The 18,581-nt window shown below is 36.7% G+C and carries 21 protein-coding genes; 16 read left to right on the forward strand and 5 right to left on the reverse strand.

The annotated features are described in order from the left end of the window. The first annotated feature begins 22 nt into the window (after nt 1-22). From CC204_RS01755 to CC204_RS01815, 12 genes are all read left to right on the forward strand, one after another. Nucleotides 23-202, forward strand: coding sequence for an RNHCP domain-containing protein (locus CC204_RS01755; protein ID WP_088268529.1), 180 nt, complete (start codon nt 23-25; stop codon nt 200-202). A 30-nt stretch (nt 203-232) separates the two neighbouring features. Further along, entirely contained in the window at nt 233-658 is a 426-nt protein-coding gene (locus CC204_RS01760; protein WP_088268530.1) for a VOC family protein, read from the forward strand. Between the two features lie 71 nt (nt 659-729). After that, nucleotides 730-1,458, forward strand: a complete 729-nt coding sequence (locus CC204_RS01765) for an ABC transporter ATP-binding protein (protein ID WP_088268531.1) — start codon at nt 730-732, stop codon at nt 1,456-1,458. A gap of 1 nt (nt 1,459) precedes the next feature. After that, on the forward strand, nt 1,460-2,176 hold the full coding sequence (locus CC204_RS01770; protein WP_088268532.1) for an ABC transporter permease: 717 nt from the start codon (nt 1,460-1,462) through the stop codon (nt 2,174-2,176). A 365-nt stretch (nt 2,177-2,541) separates the two neighbouring features. Continuing rightward, entirely contained in the window at nt 2,542-3,189 is a 648-nt protein-coding gene (locus CC204_RS01775) for a GNAT family N-acetyltransferase (RefSeq protein WP_088268533.1), read from the forward strand. A gap of 141 nt (nt 3,190-3,330) precedes the next feature. After that, the gene (locus CC204_RS01780; protein ID WP_088268534.1) at nt 3,331-5,346 is read left to right on the forward strand and encodes a HelD family protein; all 2,016 of its coding nucleotides are present in this window, start codon (nt 3,331-3,333) and stop codon (nt 5,344-5,346) included. Beyond that, the gene (locus CC204_RS01785) at nt 5,333-6,088 is read left to right on the forward strand and encodes a MerR family transcriptional regulator (protein ID WP_088268535.1); all 756 of its coding nucleotides are present in this window, start codon (nt 5,333-5,335) and stop codon (nt 6,086-6,088) included. The genes CC204_RS01780 and CC204_RS01785 overlap by 14 nt, the downstream gene beginning before the upstream one ends. Before the next feature lie 226 nt (nt 6,089-6,314). Beyond that, nucleotides 6,315-6,791: a GNAT family N-acetyltransferase gene (locus tag CC204_RS01795; RefSeq protein WP_227011214.1), complete on the forward strand. Its 477-nt coding sequence runs from the start codon at nt 6,315-6,317 to the stop codon at nt 6,789-6,791. 456 nt (nt 6,792-7,247) lie between these two features. Beyond that, a complete protein-coding gene (locus CC204_RS01800) occupies nt 7,248-7,949 on the forward strand; it encodes a M23 family metallopeptidase (RefSeq protein ID WP_227011215.1) in 702 nt (233 codons plus the stop codon). Between the two features lie 111 nt (nt 7,950-8,060). Further along, nucleotides 8,061-8,588 (forward strand): flavodoxin domain-containing protein, encoded by a 528-nt coding sequence (locus CC204_RS01805; RefSeq protein WP_088268538.1) that lies wholly within the window; start codon nt 8,061-8,063, stop codon nt 8,586-8,588. Between the two features lie 60 nt (nt 8,589-8,648). Further along, complete coding sequence (locus CC204_RS01810) at nt 8,649-8,852, forward strand: hypothetical protein (protein WP_088268539.1); 204 nt, start codon at nt 8,649-8,651, stop codon at nt 8,850-8,852. A 164-nt stretch (nt 8,853-9,016) separates the two neighbouring features. Beyond that, on the forward strand, nt 9,017-9,286 hold the full coding sequence (locus CC204_RS01815) for a restriction endonuclease (RefSeq protein ID WP_088268540.1): 270 nt from the start codon (nt 9,017-9,019) through the stop codon (nt 9,284-9,286). A 68-nt stretch (nt 9,287-9,354) separates the two neighbouring features. On the opposite strand, the gene CC204_RS01820 is transcribed toward CC204_RS01815, so the two are convergent. The 4 genes from CC204_RS01820 to CC204_RS01835 are packed head-to-tail and all read right to left on the reverse strand — an operon-like array spanning nt 9,355 to nt 12,281. Continuing rightward, the gene (locus CC204_RS01820) at nt 9,355-9,948 is read right to left on the reverse strand and encodes an alpha/beta hydrolase (RefSeq protein ID WP_088268541.1); all 594 of its coding nucleotides are present in this window, start codon (nt 9,946-9,948) and stop codon (nt 9,355-9,357) included. A gap of 29 nt (nt 9,949-9,977) precedes the next feature. Next, entirely contained in the window at nt 9,978-10,871 is an 894-nt protein-coding gene (locus CC204_RS01825; protein WP_088268542.1) for a VOC family protein, read from the reverse strand. Nucleotides 10,872-10,883: 12 nt separating this feature from the next. Continuing rightward, a complete protein-coding gene (locus CC204_RS01830; protein WP_088268543.1) occupies nt 10,884-11,846 on the reverse strand; it encodes a ring-cleaving dioxygenase in 963 nt (320 codons plus the stop codon). Between the two features lie 15 nt (nt 11,847-11,861). Next, on the reverse strand, nt 11,862-12,281 hold the full coding sequence (locus tag CC204_RS01835; protein ID WP_088268544.1) for a MarR family winged helix-turn-helix transcriptional regulator: 420 nt from the start codon (nt 12,279-12,281) through the stop codon (nt 11,862-11,864). 271 nt (nt 12,282-12,552) lie between these two features. On the opposite strand from CC204_RS01835, the gene CC204_RS01840 reads away from it, so the two are divergent. The 3 genes from CC204_RS01840 to CC204_RS01850 all read left to right on the forward strand — a co-directional run bounded on the left by CC204_RS01840 (nt 12,553) and on the right by CC204_RS01850 (nt 16,907). Next, on the forward strand, nt 12,553-14,694 hold the full coding sequence (locus tag CC204_RS01840; protein ID WP_157894223.1) for a heavy metal translocating P-type ATPase: 2,142 nt from the start codon (nt 12,553-12,555) through the stop codon (nt 14,692-14,694). Nucleotides 14,695-14,980: 286 nt separating this feature from the next. Continuing rightward, nucleotides 14,981-15,358 carry a DUF7006 family protein gene (locus tag CC204_RS01845; protein WP_088268545.1) on the forward strand — a complete coding sequence of 126 codons (378 nt, stop codon included), beginning with the start codon at nt 14,981-14,983 and terminating at the stop codon, nt 15,356-15,358. Nucleotides 15,359-15,425: 67 nt separating this feature from the next. Then, nucleotides 15,426-16,907, forward strand: a complete 1,482-nt coding sequence (locus CC204_RS01850) for a helix-turn-helix domain-containing protein (protein ID WP_088268546.1) — start codon at nt 15,426-15,428, stop codon at nt 16,905-16,907. A 95-nt stretch (nt 16,908-17,002) separates the two neighbouring features. Here the strand turns inward: CC204_RS01850 and CC204_RS01855 are convergent, their stop codons facing one another. After that, complete coding sequence (locus CC204_RS01855) at nt 17,003-17,332, reverse strand: ArsR/SmtB family transcription factor (protein ID WP_088268547.1); 330 nt, start codon at nt 17,330-17,332, stop codon at nt 17,003-17,005. A gap of 182 nt (nt 17,333-17,514) precedes the next feature. Here CC204_RS01855 and CC204_RS01860 point away from each other — a divergent pair, with 182 nt between their 5' ends. After that, the gene (locus tag CC204_RS01860) at nt 17,515-18,534 is read left to right on the forward strand and encodes an NADP-dependent oxidoreductase (RefSeq protein WP_188634472.1); all 1,020 of its coding nucleotides are present in this window, start codon (nt 17,515-17,517) and stop codon (nt 18,532-18,534) included. The last annotated feature ends 47 nt before the right edge of the window (nt 18,535-18,581 follow it).

An 18,581-nucleotide genomic window follows, 5' to 3' on the forward strand; every position in this document is an offset into this window, starting at 1 on the left:
AAAAGAGTGTTGAACAGGAAAAATGGATGCAATCAGTATTTGGCCTAAAACAGATGGTGAATGGGCAATCATTCATCGTTGCAGAAACTGCGGAACCTTAAAGTCAAATCGAATCGCAGCAGACGATGATCAAAATCGCTTAGTTGATTTAGCAAATAAAGCAATACAACAGCCGCCTTTTAAAATAGAACATACAAAATAGCTTTATAGTAATAAGAGAGAAGGAGACGTTATGACTTACAATATCCATCATATACAAATCAAAGTAAATGACGTAAAAAAGGCCGAGCCGTTTTATGATCAGCTATTTGGACTTTTAGGTTTCGATATCCAGAAGAAGTACTCCGGTTATTTAGAGCATGCAGATATGGAAGTAATCGAATATTTAAGTGATACATTTGATTTCGGCATTTCTTCGCCCAAAAGAACATTTGCTAAAGAAAAAGTTGATGCAAGAAAGCCTGGTTCTCTTCAGCATATTGCGTTTAAAGCAGGCAGCAAAGAAGAGGTCGATGAAATTTTCCCAAAAATTCAAGCGTTGGGTGTAAAAATTCTTCATGGCAAGCCTAAGGAATACAAAGAGCGGATCGCACCAGGGTATTACGCATTATTTTTTGAGAGTCCAGATGGTATTCGTTTTGAAATTTTCCATTATTGAAAACCCTCCACTAGACCACCTTCCAATCATTTTCAGCTAGAATCAATCTAGAAAATGATTGGAGGGAAAAGATGATCGATCAAAAAAACAAAGCAATTGAAGTGAAAGATCTAGTAAAAACATTTGGAGAAAAACGTGCAGTTGACAAATTGAGTTTTACTGTAGAGAAAGGAACGATATTTGGACTACTCGGTCATAATGGAGCGGGAAAATCAACCACGATCGATTGCCTCTTAGGTACGCAAAAATATGATTCCGCAAGTATCACTTTGTTAGGCAAAGACCCAAGAAAAGAGCGAAAGAAGCTCTTTCAATATGTGGGTGTTCAATTTCAAGAAGCGGCTTTTCAAAATCAGTTGAAGGTCAAAGAAATCTGTGAAATTACTCATTCCTTGTATGAAAATCCGATTGATTGGATGAAAACACTGGATGAATTTGGTCTTTCAGCAAAATTGAATTCGTTTTTGGCCACATTATCAGGCGGAGAAAAACAAAAGCTATGTATCGTATTAGCGATCATGGGAAATCCGGAGATCATGTTTTTGGACGAGTTGACAACTGGCCTTGATCCCAAAGCAAGGAGAGACGTTTGGCGATATTTGCTGATGCTTAAAGAAAAAGGCGTGACTATTTTTTTGACTTCACATTATATGGATGAAGTAGAAACCTTATGTGATCGTATTTTAGTCCTAAAAGAGGGCAAAGAAGTGGCGAGCGGTACAGTAGCAGAAATCGTATTAGAAAGTAAAAAAGACTCACTTGAAGAAGCCTTTCTAACACTTATTGGGGAGGAATATTGAGATGAAGACATTTTGGTTACTCTATAAATCAGAAGCAAAATTATCGATAAGAGAAATGTCTTCCATTATTTTTGGCATTTTTGTTCCGCTTGGTATTGTTTGTCTTATGGGGGTTATGGATTCTAGTAATGAGTCGTTGAATACGGCTTTTGTACCAGTTTCCACTGTGGGGATTTGTTCAGCAGGTGTGATGGGTCTGCCTCTTGCATTATCTTCTTATCGAGAACGAAAAATATTGAAAAGATATCAAGTAACACCGATCAGTCCGATCCAATTACTTTTGGCTCATTTACTTTTTTGCTTTACGATCAGCCTTGTATCGATGCTTCTATTATTAGGCGTGCTAGTCGTTTTCTTTCAATTTTCTTATATTGGTAACTGGTTGCAATTTATCCCAGCTTATCTTTTAGTGATGATTTCCATTCATGCTATTGGGTTGATCGTAGCTAGCTTGTCTCCTAGCGAGAAGGCAACAGGTGCTATAAATTCAGCAATCTTTTTTCCCATGTTCTTTTTATCAGGAGCAACAGTTCCTTATGAAATCATGCCGAAAGGATTGCAAAAAGCGGCGGATATCATGCCGTTGACGCAAGGAATCAAATTGTTGAAGGCCGTCACATTTCGAGAAGAAGGCGGGATACTTTACATGATTCTACTGTTAACAGCTATTTCTATTATTGGCATTTTTATCGCTGTGCGTTATTTTAGATGGGAATAAAGATAGTTGTATATAGCTAGTGATTCATACGGTAAAGAAATAGAGTGGATAAACTTTATCCGAAGGAACGATTGAAATAGCAATTCTTTTTTGCTATACTTAACTCGAAAATAATCGAACCATCTAAAAATGAATGGAGCATGTCTGGTGAGTGTCACAGGTATCTAATCAATAAGCTGAATAACAAATAAACGAAGGTTTATTTGTTGTGCTTGGAGAAGTGATATCTGTCGGATCATAGGATTTTTTGTAATCTTAGACGATAGTATAGAACTATCGTCTTTTTTGTACTTATTTAGATGGTTGAATTATTTAGACAGGTATCTCTTTGTAAAAATGAAAATGACATTACTAGGAGGAACATAATGACTATTACGATTAGACATGAAGAAGAAAAAGATCATAGAATCGTGGAAGAAATCACACGAGATGCATTTTGGAATTTATATTTCCCAGGAGCAGTTGAACATTTCATTGTTCACAATATTAGAAAGCATCCTGACTTTATCCCTGAATTGTCCTTTGTTATTGAATTAGACAATCAAATCATCGGCAGTATTTTCTATACAAAAGCGAAAGTGATCGATAAGGATGGGCGTGAACATCCAATCATTACTTTTGGTCCAGTTAGTATTTCGCCAGAGTATCATCGACAAGGGTTCGGTCGAATGTTGATTGAGCACTCACTTGCTGAAGCAAAAAGACTTGGTTTTAATGCGATCATTCTTGGCGGCTTCACGTATCATTACCATCCATATGGATTTGTAGGGACAAAGAAATACAATATATCCATGCCTGATGGTAAATTTTATACTGGCGTAATGGCATTACCCTTATTTGAAGGCGCATTAGATGGCATAAGCGGGAGCGTTCATTTTTCAGAAGCAATGTATCCAGATGAATCCGTTTTAGATGATTTTGACAAAACCTTCCCAGTGAAAGAAAAGAAAATTTTAGCACATCAGCTAGATTTTGAAAAAGCAGTCAGTGAAATCGACGATCAGGATTATTGATTGAACGAAAGACAATAAACAAATTATTTTGAGTGAAAAGTAACAGAAAAAGGGTTTTGCTTATTTTAGATAGGCAAAACCCTACACTATACCACCAATGTACCCTTTTTTGATAAGATCAATGAGAAAGGGGCGTTTCATATGTCAATCACTAAAGAAAATACTTATCTAACAGAAGTTACTGAAAAAATTAAAGCAAAAATGAAACAAATCGACGGAACTGTCGATGCGAACGAGCAAGCGTATAAGAATCTAAAAAAATATACAGTTGATTATAAAAATGAGTTGGATAAGTATGAGGTCTATAATCACCAACAAAACCTAAGTTTTATCGATAATCGTAATAGCTTTGAAACGAGCATCAGAAAAAAACTAGCTTATTTGAAGGAAACACCATACTTTTCAAGGATCGATTTTCAGTTCGATAATGAAGATGAGATAGAAAAATTTTATATTGGCAGATATGGATTTGCGGATGATCTAGGACAGCAGCTGATCTATGATTGGCGCGCCCCAATTTCTTCTCTATACTATGATTTTAGCTTAGGTGATGCTTATTACGAATCACTAGGCATGAAATTCCACGGGTATGTAAAAGGCAAACGGCAGTTTGAAATTGAAAAGGGAAAGCTCAAATTTGTTGTCGATACAGATGATACTGTGAACGATGACTTCTTGATGAATGAGTTGAGTAAAAATACGTCTAATGAAATGAAGACCATTATTCACACGATTCAAAAAGAACAGAATGAAGCTATCCGAGATGTGAAAACCAAAAACTTGATCATACAAGGGGTTGCTGGTTCTGGAAAAACCTCTATCGCTCTCCATCGAATCGCTTATTTACTCTATCAAAAAAGAGACGAGCTGCAGGCTTCAGATATTTTGATTCTATCACCTAATGATGTTTTCTCCAGTTACATTTCGACTGTTTTGCCTGAATTGGGAGAAGATGAGCTAAATCAGCTTGAAATCACGCAGCTTGTCCAACCAATGATTGACGAAAAGCTAACAGTAACTGACAGACAAGATGAAATAAATCGAATTGTAGAAAAGCCAAAGTCAAAAGAGGCTCAAACCTATTTGTATAAACGATCAGAGATATTCTTTTTGTCCTTGAAAAACCATATCCAACAGCTAAGCAATAGACTGTTTTTTGAAGATATTGTAGTTGATCATCAGTACACATTTTCAAAAAAAGACTTGGAAAAAGCAAATAATACTCTTACAGAAAGTGCACTGTTCCCTAAAACTAAGCAATTAGCTCGGCAATTAAGCAAAAATGTATCTGAAATTGAGCAGAGCCATGTAAGAGAAGCAATAGAAAAAGAATTACGAGACCGGCTTCAAGTCACAACTAGCTGGACTGAATACGTGAACTTCCTGACGGCAGAAAGGATCTCCTTTAATCAGCACAAAAATAAGATTGATTATGCAGATCTATTTCCATACCTCTATCTCAAAATGAACATCGAGGGAATTCTTCCAAATCATCAAATCAAGCATCTTGTTATTGACGAAATGCAGGACTACTCCCCGTTGCACTTTTATGTGTTGGATCGTTTGTTTCCTTGCCAAAAAACAATTTGTGGCGATGTCAATCATGATTTACTGACAACGGAAATAAATTTTTTAGAGCAGCTGCAAACAGTAATTCCAAACAACCGTGTGATCAAATTCAATACCAGTTATCGTTCCAGCTATGAAATAATTGAATTTGCTAAACGATTTACGACAAATAAGGCACTGACTCCGATTGAACGTCACAATAAAGAAGTTCAGCTGATCTATGTTGATCATCTAAGGGAAAAACAAGAACAACTAACCAAAATAGTAGAAAGTTTTGAAACGTCAGCTCATAGAACTTGCGGCATCATTTGCCAAACGTGGGATGAAGTTGCTAAAATTGAAAAAAGCCTCTCTTCTTATGAGGTCACTCGCTTTGGGAAGCAGTCCACAGCTATGACAGAAGGGATCATTATCACGACGTCTCAATTTGCTAAAGGTTTGGAATTCGACCAAGTGATTCTGACAGATATTAGGAAGGAACAATTAGAAGCAAAAAGTAATCTTCTGTACACGAGCTGTTCCAGAGCACTTCATGAATTAACGCTTTTTATCTCAAATGATGGAGGAAAAACAGATGGAAACATATAAGACGTCTGAGGTAGCAAAAATAGTTGGTTTTCATCCTAACACGATTCGACGCTATGAGGAGTGGGAACTGATTCCTAAGCCACAAAGAGCTAAAAATGGCTATAGAATATACAATGAGTATCATGTTGAATTGATTAAAACAGCAAAAATTGCTTTCCAGGTCGAGGTGCTCCAATCTGGATTAAGAGCAATGATGAGAGAGCTGATCAAAGCTTTGGCAAAATATGAATTTACTGCTGCAACAACATTGCTCGACGATTATGTATTGGCGATCGATCAAGAGATCGATGAGGCGGATGAAGCGATTCATATCGTTGAAGATATGATCAATGGAACGATCGAAGAGGAAGACATTTCTTTAAAGCGGAGTGAAGCAGCGGATTACTTAGGCGTAACAACAGATGCCTTAAGAAACTGGGAGCTGAATGGCTTGTTATCGTTAAAGCGAAGTGAAAATGGCTATCGTATTTATTCAGGAGATGATTTGAAGCGACTAAAAATCATTCGTATATTGCGTTCAGCAAAATATTCATTAGAGTCCATTCTTCGCTTACTTCATTCCATTGATCGTAAAGAAGAACATGATGTAAGAGCCATTTTGAACACCCCTGAACCGACAGAGGATATCATTTCTGTCTGTGATAAACTGATCCTTTCTTTAGAAATGGCTAAAATGAATACAGTCGAATTAGCCGAACGTATCGATACATTAAAAAAAATTGCTACAACACTGGATGTGTAAACTGTTATATAAAAACGCAAGAGTTTTAAAGAAAGAAGATAAAAAGCAGGAAGCGACAACTTGGACTTGGGGAAACAATAGTAGTTGTCCCTTACTACATGAAGTTGGAAAAAATTCAATGAAAGAAAAAGGGGAATTTCAAGAAATTGTAAGCTTGTCAATTTACAAATGAATTTAAATTAAGATTTTTGCTAGTGAAAATGGAAGAAGGGAGTTTTGTTGGAAAATGTCGACTAATCTGGAAATTCACACAAAGCGGTGTATGATACGCCGGTTTAAAGAAAGTGATATTGATAGTTTTATGGAATATAGAAATGATATGGATTGGATGCGACATCAAGGTTTAAAAGGACTGACGAAGCAAAAATATGCAGATATACTTTTAGGTGAAAAATCTTTAAAGAGTGGTGTACAACTAGCTATCGTAAGCAAGAAAAATGGCGATTTAATTGGTGATATTTATCTTAAACAAGAGAAGGACAGTTGTTGGATAGGTTATTCAGTACGTCAATCGGAAGCTCGACAAGGATATGCTTATGAATCAGTTAACGCTACTATCAATTATCTAAAAGAAAATGGGATTAAATCTATTGAAGCAGAAGTAGAAAATAGTAATTATTCTTCAATTAAATTTCTTAATAAATTAAAATTTAATTGTGTTCACTCAGATCAAGACAGGAAAATATTTGTGTTACATCTTTAGTAAAATATTTTCTATTAACCATATTCAACGAAACTTTCAATAGAACAAATAAGTGTCTGTCCTAAAAATCATGATTCTCTTTGTTGAAAATACTATTAAGTTTAATGAAAGTGAAAAGATAAACAGAAAAGTGTAGTCTGAAAGTTATTGATTTACAGAAGAGAGATAGTTCACTATTAATAGACTGAATGAATAGTGAGCTCTTTGTTTACAAGAGACCTTAAAGTTAAATAAGTTAAAACAAAGATAGTCAAAAATAAAAGTGGAAAGTAGATGATAAAGTGATCAAAAAAATTTAAGATAGAAGAACGATTAGGAAGTTTAAAGATGATAAGTTATCTAAAGTGGATATCGAAGAAATTTTAAATAGTTGAACAAGAACTCATTTCTCAAAAAATATAAGCCTATCTATTCTAAAAAAATGGATTGAAAAGATCTCTTTAAAAGGAGGTGCAAATGATGAACGAAGACCTGAATCAATCGATTATTATAGAATTTCCACTTAGAGGTGAATGGCAAGCACCTACGACACCCGCAAAGAGAATTCCTAGTCATGGTACAGATCGAATGGGATTAAGGTTTGCATTTGATTTTGTGCAAGTGGATTGGGAAAATAAAAGAAAGCCGTTTTACAGCACTAGCTTCACTAGGTATTTTTTCTTTGGCGTACCGTTAGATAAATGCTATTGCTGGGGAGAACCGATTTTTGCGCCTTGTGATGGTGAAATCGTAACGGTTAGAGATGGTATTCCAGAACGTGCTGTTGTGCACTGGGTAGTAGATTCAGCAATCGCTATAAAAAATGCTCACTCATTTAATGAATATAAAGATGATTTCAGTCAAATTGCCGGAAACTATCTTGTTATGAAGTGTCAAAATAATGTCTATATGGCATTTGTTCATTTACAAACGAATTCGATCAAAGGTGCTGTTGGGGATCGAGTCAGAAAAGGGGAACAGCTAGGAAATGTTGGACATTCAGGGAATTCTACATCTCCTCATTTACATTTTCAATTGATGGATAGCTCGGATATTGCCAAATCAAATGGTCTCCCTTTTTTATTTGAAGAATATGAAGTGTATCGAAATGGTGTCTGGGAATCAGTTTATGATCAGATACCAGCAGATACAGATCGAATTCGATTTTATAAAAGTTGATTTTCTTATAAGATGACCTGTAGATTGAAGGAAAGAATGGTAGTCAGCAATTGCTTGATCAATCGATCACAAAAACATGTTCATGACAGAAGAAAGAGGAGGGATTAGACCATGGGCAATAAAATAATTGTTTATACTACACGGCATGGAGCAAGTGAAAGTGTTGCTTTACGCATTTCACGAGAGACGAACTATACGATAGTTTCTGAAAAAGAATTCAATGGTTCTTCTGATGATGCGGAAGTCTTATTTGTAGCACCGATTTATATGGGAGCGGTTTTTGGTTTAGATTCACTTGTTAAGAAGCTGAATAAGAGTAACAAAGTAAAGCTAACGATCGTTACAATTGGACTTTATGATCCTAATCGTGAAAGTAATGTCGAGAATATCAGAAATCACGTAGAATCATCATTGGCTGATTCTACGATTGTATTATTGAATCTATTTAGTATACGTGGAAAGCTTGATATGAAGAAATTATCTTTTACGCAAAAAATGTTGATCAAAGCCTTATATAATAAGGCAAAAAAAGCGGATGTAAAGAATAGGACTGAAAATGAGCAAGATATAATCAAGGCTGTTGAGGAAAATGATGCATTGTATTTTCCGCAGTTGGATGAAATCATCCAAAGTATTTGAATCAACGAGTATCGGTAAAGTTGATATTTTTCATTAACTAAATTTTGGAGGGAAAAAGGAATGAGCAAATATAATAAGTTATGGGAAGCATTGCAAGAGGACGGAAGAGAAACATTTTCTTTTAGTTATCAAGAGATAGAAGCTATTCTAGGTTTTCCGATCGATCATTCTTTCTTGAATTATAAGAAAGAAGCGAAGGCTTACGGGTATGAAGTGGGAAAAATTTCAATGAAAAATAAGTTAGTGAACTTTAAAAAAATATGAGTTGCGCTATCTTAAAAAAGTTAGGGCTCCTCTCAGTCTGCTGAATAGCTACAACGTTAACGGACAAATAGAAAATTTAGTCATAGAGCGACCGCCTCACATGTTATTTGTCCAATTTAACTTGTTAGGCAGTCGTTTTTACACAATATCAAGGAGACCAAGGAATCGATGTTTTAGCTCGGAGCGATCATCGAAAATTAGATTATCAGTGTAAACGATATAAAAAGAAAGTCGGGAATAAAGCAGTTCAGGAGGCACATGCGGGGAAAAGTTATTATGGATTAGATGATGTCTATGTTGTGACTAATAGTTACTTTACCAAACCAGCTAAAGAGTTGGCAATCAAAACGGGTGTTCATCTGATAGATAGAGATGGATTATATAACATGCTAAAAAAATGTCAAGATACGCAACAGCCGATCAAGAATGAGTAAATAAAAGAACCGATCTGTTCCTTTTCTCCGTGAAAAAAAACAGATCGGTTCTTTTATTATTTAAAAAATCATAGAGCCTCTAACCATTTTTTAGCTGCGGCAATCTCATCATACGTCAATTGGTGACTTACCGTCCAGATATGTGCAACACTGCCATGATTCTCAGCAAATAGATTTAATACTTTTTTGCTTTCCTCAACGGATACGATCGGATCGTGCTGACCAAAGCTCATAAATGTGTGTGTATCTTTTAGATGTTGCGGAGTTGCAACTTCAATTGGGTACATCGGATGTAGCAAAACAGCTTTTTTGAAGCTAGCATCTCTCAACATCAAGTTGATAGCGATATTTGCACCATTGGAATAACCGATCAAAACGACTTGATCTAGTGAAAAGTTGTGTTTCTCTGCTAAAGTATAGATAAAATCAGCTAACTCTTTTCCTCGCAGCTCCAAATCTTGCTCATCGTAAAGACCTTCAGCTAATCTTCTGAAGTAACGATTCATGCCGCTTTCTTGAACTGTCCCGCGAATCCCGATCAGCGTAGCATTTGCATTCAGCTCTTTGCCAATTGGAAGTAGGGAATGCTCATCTCCGCCTGTTCCATGAAGGGTGATGAAAACAGGTGCATTTGTTTTCCCTGGTTCGATTATATAGTTCATTTGCGTGAACCTCCTTAAGTTCTTATCTTTTAAACGTCTAATTTTGGTAAATGAGCAATGATTTGATCCCGCCGTGCTTCGAATTGAGGCGGCAGCATCAATTGTTTACCTAAGTTTTCAAAGGATTCATCAATCGTAAAACCAGGGACTTCCGTTGCAATTTCAAAGATGATACTTCCATGTTCTTGGAAATAGATGGCTTTAAAATAGTTACGGTCTTTGATTTCTGTTACGCCGTATTGATGAGTGTATAAATAATCCTGCCATTGTGCTTGTGACTCGTAAGTGGGAACAGACCAAGCAATATGGTGTACGGTACCAACTCCCCAGCGACCAAATTTCATAGCGATTTTTGGTAGGATGATTTGATGTCTTTGAACACCATGGGTATAAAAAGTATAATTTTCCTCTGTTGACTTACCAGTTTCCAAGCCTAAATCTTGAACTAAAGTCTGACTTGTCGCATCAGGGTCAGCAGAAAGCAATACAGCTCCGTGAAAACCAAGAATATCAGGTGAGTCTGCCGATTCCTCTCCTTCAACAAGTGCTAAAGATAAATCATGAGAGTCTTGTAACTCTAATGTTAGTTGATTAAATAGCTCAGATTCTTTTACAGAAACCTGATGTTTTGCTAAATGCTCTTTCCAATAAGCAGCAGTGCCTTTTGGAATACGAAAAGCAATAGTTCCTACTTGTCCACTGCCCACACGTCCTTTATGCGCATTATTCCAAGGGAAAAAGGTAATGATCGTTCCGTTATCGACAGATTGATTACTATAATATAGGTGATACGTATGTTCATCATCAAAATTGACGGTCTGTTTCACAAGCCGCAAACCTAATACATTACGATAAAAGTGCAGGTTTTCTTGCGGATCGCCAACAATAGCGGAAATATGATGGATTTTATCGATTGGATTCATGGGTACTCCTCCTTAAGCGCGTTTAGTGTTGAAAGGTTTAATAACACTTTCAATATATTCACGACGATTTTCTAAAAATGGTGCGAGTGATAATTTTTCTCCAAGCGTTTCATACGGTTCATCCCCCATGAAACCAGGTTCGTCTGTTGCCAGTTCTACTAGAATATGACCAACACGAACATATAAAGATTCAAAGTAGTAGCGATCGACATAGCCGGAATTCGATAAGCCTAGATTATCAAAAATTTCCTGCCACACTGCTAGTGATTGACGATCTGCTAAACGGAAGGCAACGTGATGGACTTCGCCAAAGCCTTGTTGGGATTGCGGACTGGTCGTATCGTCAACTAATACTACTTGGGCCCCATTGCCGCCTTCGCCAACTTCCATCAAATAGCGGTTGTCTTCTTGCTTAACGGTTTTAAAGTTGAAAATATTTTCTAATAAACCTTTGAAATCAGCAGCATAAGAAACAGAAATCTCAACGGGGCCTAAACCGTAAATCGCAAATTCTTCTGGGACAGGTCCCTTTTTCCATGGAATTCCTGCTTTGACGCCAGTATTTGTTTCATCGGAGATCAATTGATAGGCTTGATCATCGAAATCCCAGAAACGTAACACTTTTTTACCAAACTCAGTTGAAATCGCTTCGTGTTTTACATTGAATTCGTCAAAGCGTTGTTCATAGTAGGTTAAGGCAGCATCGTTTGGTACGCGAAATCCAGTTCTACTGATTGAATTTGTACCTTTGGTTCCTTTTGGATTGTTGGGAAAATCGAAAAAGGTCATCGTTGTGCCGGGAGAGCCTAAGTCGTCTGCAAAATAAGTATGATAGGTATAGATATCATCTTGATTGACTGTTTTTTTTACTAAACGCATACCTAGAATATCTGTGAAAAACGTATAATTCTTTTCGACATCGCTAGTCATTGCTGTGACATGGTGTACACCTAATAATTGATCTTCTTTTCTCATGTTAATTGCCTCACTTTAATAGTTTATTTTTTTTAGTATGTGTTGTAATGATTGTAATTCTTCGATAGTGATATCAGAAAAGCTGGCAGCGATCTGCTGTGCATGAGTGGGGAAAATTTCCTCCATCAGCTTTTTTCCCGCTGAGGTGATATCGACATAGATGATTCGACGATCACTTTCGTTTGTTTGACGCGTGACATAGCCTTTTTTCATCAACTGATCGACGACATACGTCGTACTGCTGCTGGCAATCAGAATCTTTTCCTTAATAGTTTGAGTTGTTTGCCTTCCTTTATGAAAAAGTAATTCCAGAACAGAAAATTCAGTAATGTTCAAGCCGTAACAGGTAACATCTTTTTTGGCTAATTGCTCCAGCTGGCTAGCAGTGCGTAAAAGACCGATATATGTTTTTAATGATTCTTCTTGATGATTCATGATTTCACCTCTTTTTATTTCGAATTCGAAATAAATATAACTTACTTTTAATAAGTATGCAAGCTTTTTGTTTCGATTATTCAAAATAATTGTTTAAAAGCAGAGTCAGTTGTACTCTTAAATGAGAAAGGAAGGGGTTGAACTTCTCCCCAGAGCCAGAAAGCTTTATCGTTTACAAATGTAGTCGTCTTTGATATGCTTGTTTTGTAGTAATCATTTAGATGAGTAGCAAAAGTGATTGAAGTGAAATAAATGAAAGTAGGGATAAGCAATGAGTAAGAAGAGTACAGGCATGAATGAAAAAGATCATTCAATGCATACAGGTCATGAAATGAAAGGGATGAATCATACAGAACACGATAAGAGCAGTATGGAACATTCAATGCACGAAGGGCACGATAGCAGCAACATGGATCACTCCATGCATGAAGGACATGATATGGGCGGGATGGATCATAGCATGCACATGGGGAATTTTAAACAAAAATTCTGGTTGTCATTGATCCTTGCGATCCCAATCATTGTTTTATCTCCGATGATGGGAATGGAACTACCGTTTCAATTTTCTTTTCCGGGATCTAACTGGGTCGTATTAGTATTAGCTATTATTTTATTTGTGTACGGGGGTCAGCCGTTTTTAAGCGGGGCAAAAATGGAATTGAAAATGAAAAGCCCAGCAATGATGACGTTGATCGCGATGGGGATTTCAGTTGCTTTCTTCTATAGTTTATACTCGTTTATTGCGAATACCTTTTTCCATGCACATGTCATGGATTTCTTCTGGGAGCTTGCTACACTGATCGTAATTATGTTATTGGGTCACTGGATCGAGATGAATGCGGTGATGAATGCCAGTGATGCGTTGCAAAAATTGGCTGAATTGCTGCCGGATGAGGTGACACGAGTTAAGGCTGATGGGACTGAAGAAAAAGTTTCTCTACAAGCGGTTCACGAAAACGATCATCTGATCGTTCGTGCCGGTGATAAGATGCCGACAGATGGACTTATTGAAAAAGGGACTTCGATCGTGGATGAGTCTGCTGTTACAGGTGAGTCTCGTGGTGTAGTCAAAAAAGTAGGTGATCGTGTGATCGGCGGTTCCGTCAATGGTGAGGGGACAATGACAATTCTTGTTACAGGAACGGGTGAGAGCGGTTATCTTGCACAAGTAATGGACATGGTCCGTAAAGCCCAAGCGGACAAATCAAAATTAGAAGCATTATCTGATAAAGTAGCAAAATGGTTATTCTATGTTGCTTTATTTGCCGGAATTTTAGCTTTTGTTGCCTGGTTATTTGTTAGTGATCTGCCATCTGCTTTAGAACGAATGGTGACTGTTTTTATCATTGCCTGTCCACACGCTTTAGGCTTGGCGATTCCTTTAGTAGTCGCGCGTTCAACTTCTATTGCTGCAAAAAATGGCTTATTATTAAAGAATCGAAATGCATTGGAAAACGCGCACGACTTAGATATGGTTCTATTAGATAAAACAGGCACATTAACGCAAGGAAGCTTTGCTGTTACTGGCGTCGAAACTTTTGTAACAGCTTTAGACAAAAAGACTGTTCTGCAATATATTGGTGCTTTAGAGAACAGTGCAAATCATCCTATTGCAACAGGTATTATGAATTATATGAAGGAGCAAAAGATCACACCTTTTAAAGCTGAGAACGAAAAAAATATTGCCGGTGTTGGTTTAAAAGGACAAGTTGAAGGACAAGAGGTAAAAATTGTTAATGCTAAAGCGTTGAAAGATCTAGGGATCGAAGTTGATCAGGCCTCAATTGCTCATTATCAGGAGCAAGGAAATACAATTAGTTATTTGTTGATCAAAGATCAACTGGTGGGCTTGATCGCGTTGGGTGACCAAATCAAAGCAGAAGCAAAAGAATTTATAACCGCACTGACTGCACGGGGGATTGAACCTGTCATGTTGACGGGGGACAACGAAGAAGCTGCTGCTAATGTTGCTGCCTATCTAGGGATCAAGCAATATTATGCCAGTCTGATGCCTGATGACAAGGAGAAAATTGTGGCGCAATTAGTGAATAAAGGAAAACGTGTTGCAATGGTCGGCGATGGAATCAATGATGCACCGAGTCTCGCGCGTGCAACGATCGGAATTGCGATTGGCGCTGGAACAGATGTGGCAATCGATTCTGCTGATGTTGTGCTGACAAATAGCAATCCATTAGATATATTACACTTCATTGATTTAGCGAAACAAACACGAATCAAAATGGTTCAAAATCTATGGTGGGGAGCTGGTTATAATATCGTTGCGATTCCTTTAGCAGCTGGTGTTTTAGCACCATGGGGGATAATTCTGAATCCAGCAGTTGGCGCTGCCTTGATGTCATTAAGTACAATCATTGTTGCGTTAAACGCAATGACATTGAAGATTAAAAAATAAATAGTTTATGTATCGCTTATGTTACTCCTATTCTCATCCTTGATAGTTGAGAACAGGAGTTTTTTGTGCATCTTTTTGCTATGAATGAAATGATCAATGAGACAAAAAAATAGAAAGAATAGAAAAAGTTGTCATGATATAGTTCGTTTAACAAATATAATTTAGATAGAAGCTACGAATGATTCCGGCAGGTATCCATTAAATAAATAGTCGGTTTTCGGGATGAGATATGACCCGTTTATGTTCTTTTATTTGAGTATGCAAAGGTATAGGAGGTGAAATTATTATGACAAACGATGAGGTAGAACGATTTCTAAAGCGTTATATGGATCATTATGAAAGGAAATTTGATCAAATATGGCTTAAACAAAGGTACAAAAAAATGTATGATTATTCTCAAGCGTTGTTGGAAAGTTTAGCCAATTATCAGCAATTAGCGACATCTGATCAGTTTTGGTTGGATTTTGTTCAAGTAATAAAAATTGATGCGAAATTACATTTATTAGCCTTCGTTGTAGAAAGTGCTGAACATTCTGTAGTTGAAATCAGTGAAGAAGAAATGATAGCAATGATAGAAAAAGACCATGCCACCTATTATTCGGAAAATATGGGCTTTAAGCTGAATGAACGCTCATCATCATCCTTACTATTTTTAATAGAATAGTTATAAGGCTTTCAAATTGAATAAATAGAAAGAGGACGGTATAATGCGGGAAAAAGGAGGATGAAAAATGTATCAATTTCTTTTGAGTACGATTGATCAAGAAGTCTACGAGTTTTTTTCATTTTTATTAGATAATCGTTTGAAAAAGATCGATCTTACTACTTGCGCAAAACAACTGAAACATTCGAAAAATAGAATGCTGATGATCTGTGATCGAGCAAAAGAATTTAGACAAAACTATCCGTATTTCACGTTGGAAATTGCCGATGATTTGACGATTTATTGTCATTTTTCTTCTAACTTTTTATTATCCAAATTATACGCATTGATGCTTGAAGACACGATTCCTTTTCGAATATTGGACCGTTTGTTTAGCCAAAAATATATTTCTTTGGAAAAAACCGCGCAGCAATACTTTGTTAGTGATCGAACGGTTCAGCGGAAATTGAAGGAATTAGATCGCATCCTATCAAATTATAATATAGGTTTAGATTTGAAAAGTAAATCGTTATTTAAAGGAGCCGAATATCGCATTCGCTATTTTTTTCACACGATGTACTGGCAGGTTTTTGACGAGAATAGAATCAAGAACTTTGATCTAAAAAAGAGCAGTCTGGTACAGTTGAGACAGCGATTAACGTCTCTGCCGACACATTATCGTAATATTGATATCGACAAGTTTATTCAAATCATAGCTATTAGTGTGTACCGAATGAAAAGAGGCTATTTCATCCATGAAATCCCGCAAGAAATGACTGAAATCAATCATTTGTACATTTCATTCGATACGTTTAAAGAGGAAATCATGACTCCGTTATTCGAAGAAAATTATTTACACATGAATATACCAAAGAAAGAATATTATTTTTTATACTATATGTTTACTGTTATTACCACGTATCTGCCAGAAGAAGTTCCTGAACAGCTGAAAAAAGATCAACAAACTAAAGGAGCTCCAGAGATGGCTTGGCTATTTGCTCGGACTGCACAGTCATTTTTTAAGTTGCCATTAAGCAAAGTTATTTTAAATTATTTAGTGATGAATGTACTAACAATACATTCTACTTCCATTGTATTTGCATCGGAAAACAAGATGGATGCATTTGGAAAATCAACAACCGAAGCGGATTATCTACGGGTTTTTCCGAAAATATACCCGAGAGTAAAAGAAATGTATGCCCTCTTAAGTGAACAATCTCCTTTTTTTGCTGAAATGTATACTGCAAATAATCGACTGCTTTTTCAATACAGCATGCTTCTTTCTCTAGTGGTACAACCGTCGGCTCAGCCAATTAGGTTATTTCATGAATCGAAGTTTGGGAAAATTCAGGAGGCGAAACAAAAAAGACGAATTCGCCAGTTACTGAATGATGCAGTTGTTTTCGTTGATGAAGCGCCGGAAATCGTTTTAACAGATTATCCTGTCGATCGTGAAAAATTCAAAAAGCAAAATCCTGATGTTCACTTTTTTAAATGGCATAGCTTTCAAACGACGGAAAAATGGGTGGAATTGGTTGAATATATTGAACAGCAACAAGAAAATGTATAATTGTTTTAGTAAAAAATGAAGGAGCGAAAAATAAAACACCTGCCAAAAGACAGAGTAATACTCTGCTTTTTGGCAGGTGTTTTAAAATGACTAGGTCATTTTTTATTTTTGAGGATAGTTGTCACATGCTCTAAAAGCTTTTTCAATTTATCGATTTCGCTTGTATCATGAGAGAGGTAGTAATAATTTTTTGTTCCCTCACTTCGGTAATCAATTAATTTCGCCTGCTTTAAAAGCTTCAAATGGTGAGAGATAGCAGGCCGCGAGAGCTGAGTAGCTTCTGTTAAATCGGTCACTCTTAATCCGCTGCACGCTTTATCTTCCAGTAAAGCAACAATGATTGCCTGTCTTTTAGGGTCGCCAAGAGCGAACAGAAACTCGCCCGATTCAAAGAATTCTGTTTTTAATTGTTGTAAGTCATCCATGTTCAGTCACCTTTGGTCTATCATTTTCCCTCATTTAATCATGGACACAATTATTTGTCAATCACCTAAAAATCGTTCATTCTTGACGTTAAAAAGAAAATAGGCTAATATACGTACTATCGATGGTTTAAAAATTTAAACCAAAAAATATTGAATGAGGTATAGTACAAATGACAGTAAAAATGAATTCGGCATTGATCCGAAAGTATGGACAGGAAACTCTTGAAATTGCGAAAGTCCCAATGCCGGAGATAAGTGAAAATGATGTGCTTGTAAAAATAGTTGCAGCAAGCATTAATCCTATCGATCTAAAAACGCAGGCTGGTAAGATGAAGATGCTTTTGAAATACCAGATGCCGTTGATTTTAGGCAGTGATTTTTCGGGAGTCATTGTAGAAGTGGGATCAAATATATCAGATTTTCAAAAGGGAGATAAAGTATACAGCAGAGTGCAGAAGGATCGTATCGGAACATTTGCTGAATATATTGCTGTAGATCAAACAGATATTGCACGTAAACCAACCAATCTCACGTTTGAAGAAGCAGCGTCTATTCCGCTTGTAGGATTGACCAGTTATCAAGCGTTATACGATATCATGCAGCTGACAGCTCAAGATAAAGTTCTGATCCAAGCTGGTTCCGGCGGGATTGGAACAATCGCGATTCAATTAGCAAAATTAACTGGTGCGTATGTTGCTACGACCACAAGTACTAAAAATGTAGAATTCGTGAAGCAGCTTGGTGCAGATAAAGTCATTGATTATAAAAAACAAAAATTTGAAGAGGAACTGCAGGCCTATGATTACATTTTTGACACAATGGGCGGCGATATTTTAAAGAATGCTTTTAAAATCGTTAAACCTGGAGGAAAAGTAGTAACCATTTCCGGTATTCCAAACGAAGTGTTCGCAAAAGAATATGGATTGCCTTTATGGAAACAATTCCTTCTAAAAGTTGCCTCGTGGAATATCCGAAAATTGGAAAAGGCAACGGAAAGCCAGTACATCTTTTTGTTTATGAAACCGAGTGGCGCACAACTTGCTCTATTGACCGATTGGTTCGAACAAGATAAAATTCATCCAGTCATCGATCAAATCGTTTCTTTAGAAGAAATTCAAAAGGGCATCGATCGTTCCCGTTCTGGCAGAGCGAAAGGCAAAATTATAGTACGAGTAGATCAACAAACAGTCAATGAAAAATAGAAAAAACAGCCGCGCGATTATATTTAGTCGTCACGGCTGTTTTTTGT

The sequence above is a fragment of the Enterococcus wangshanyuanii genome (assembly GCF_002197645.1).
In the GTDB taxonomy this organism is placed as follows: Bacteria; Bacillota; Bacilli; order Lactobacillales; family Enterococcaceae; genus Enterococcus_L; species Enterococcus_L wangshanyuanii.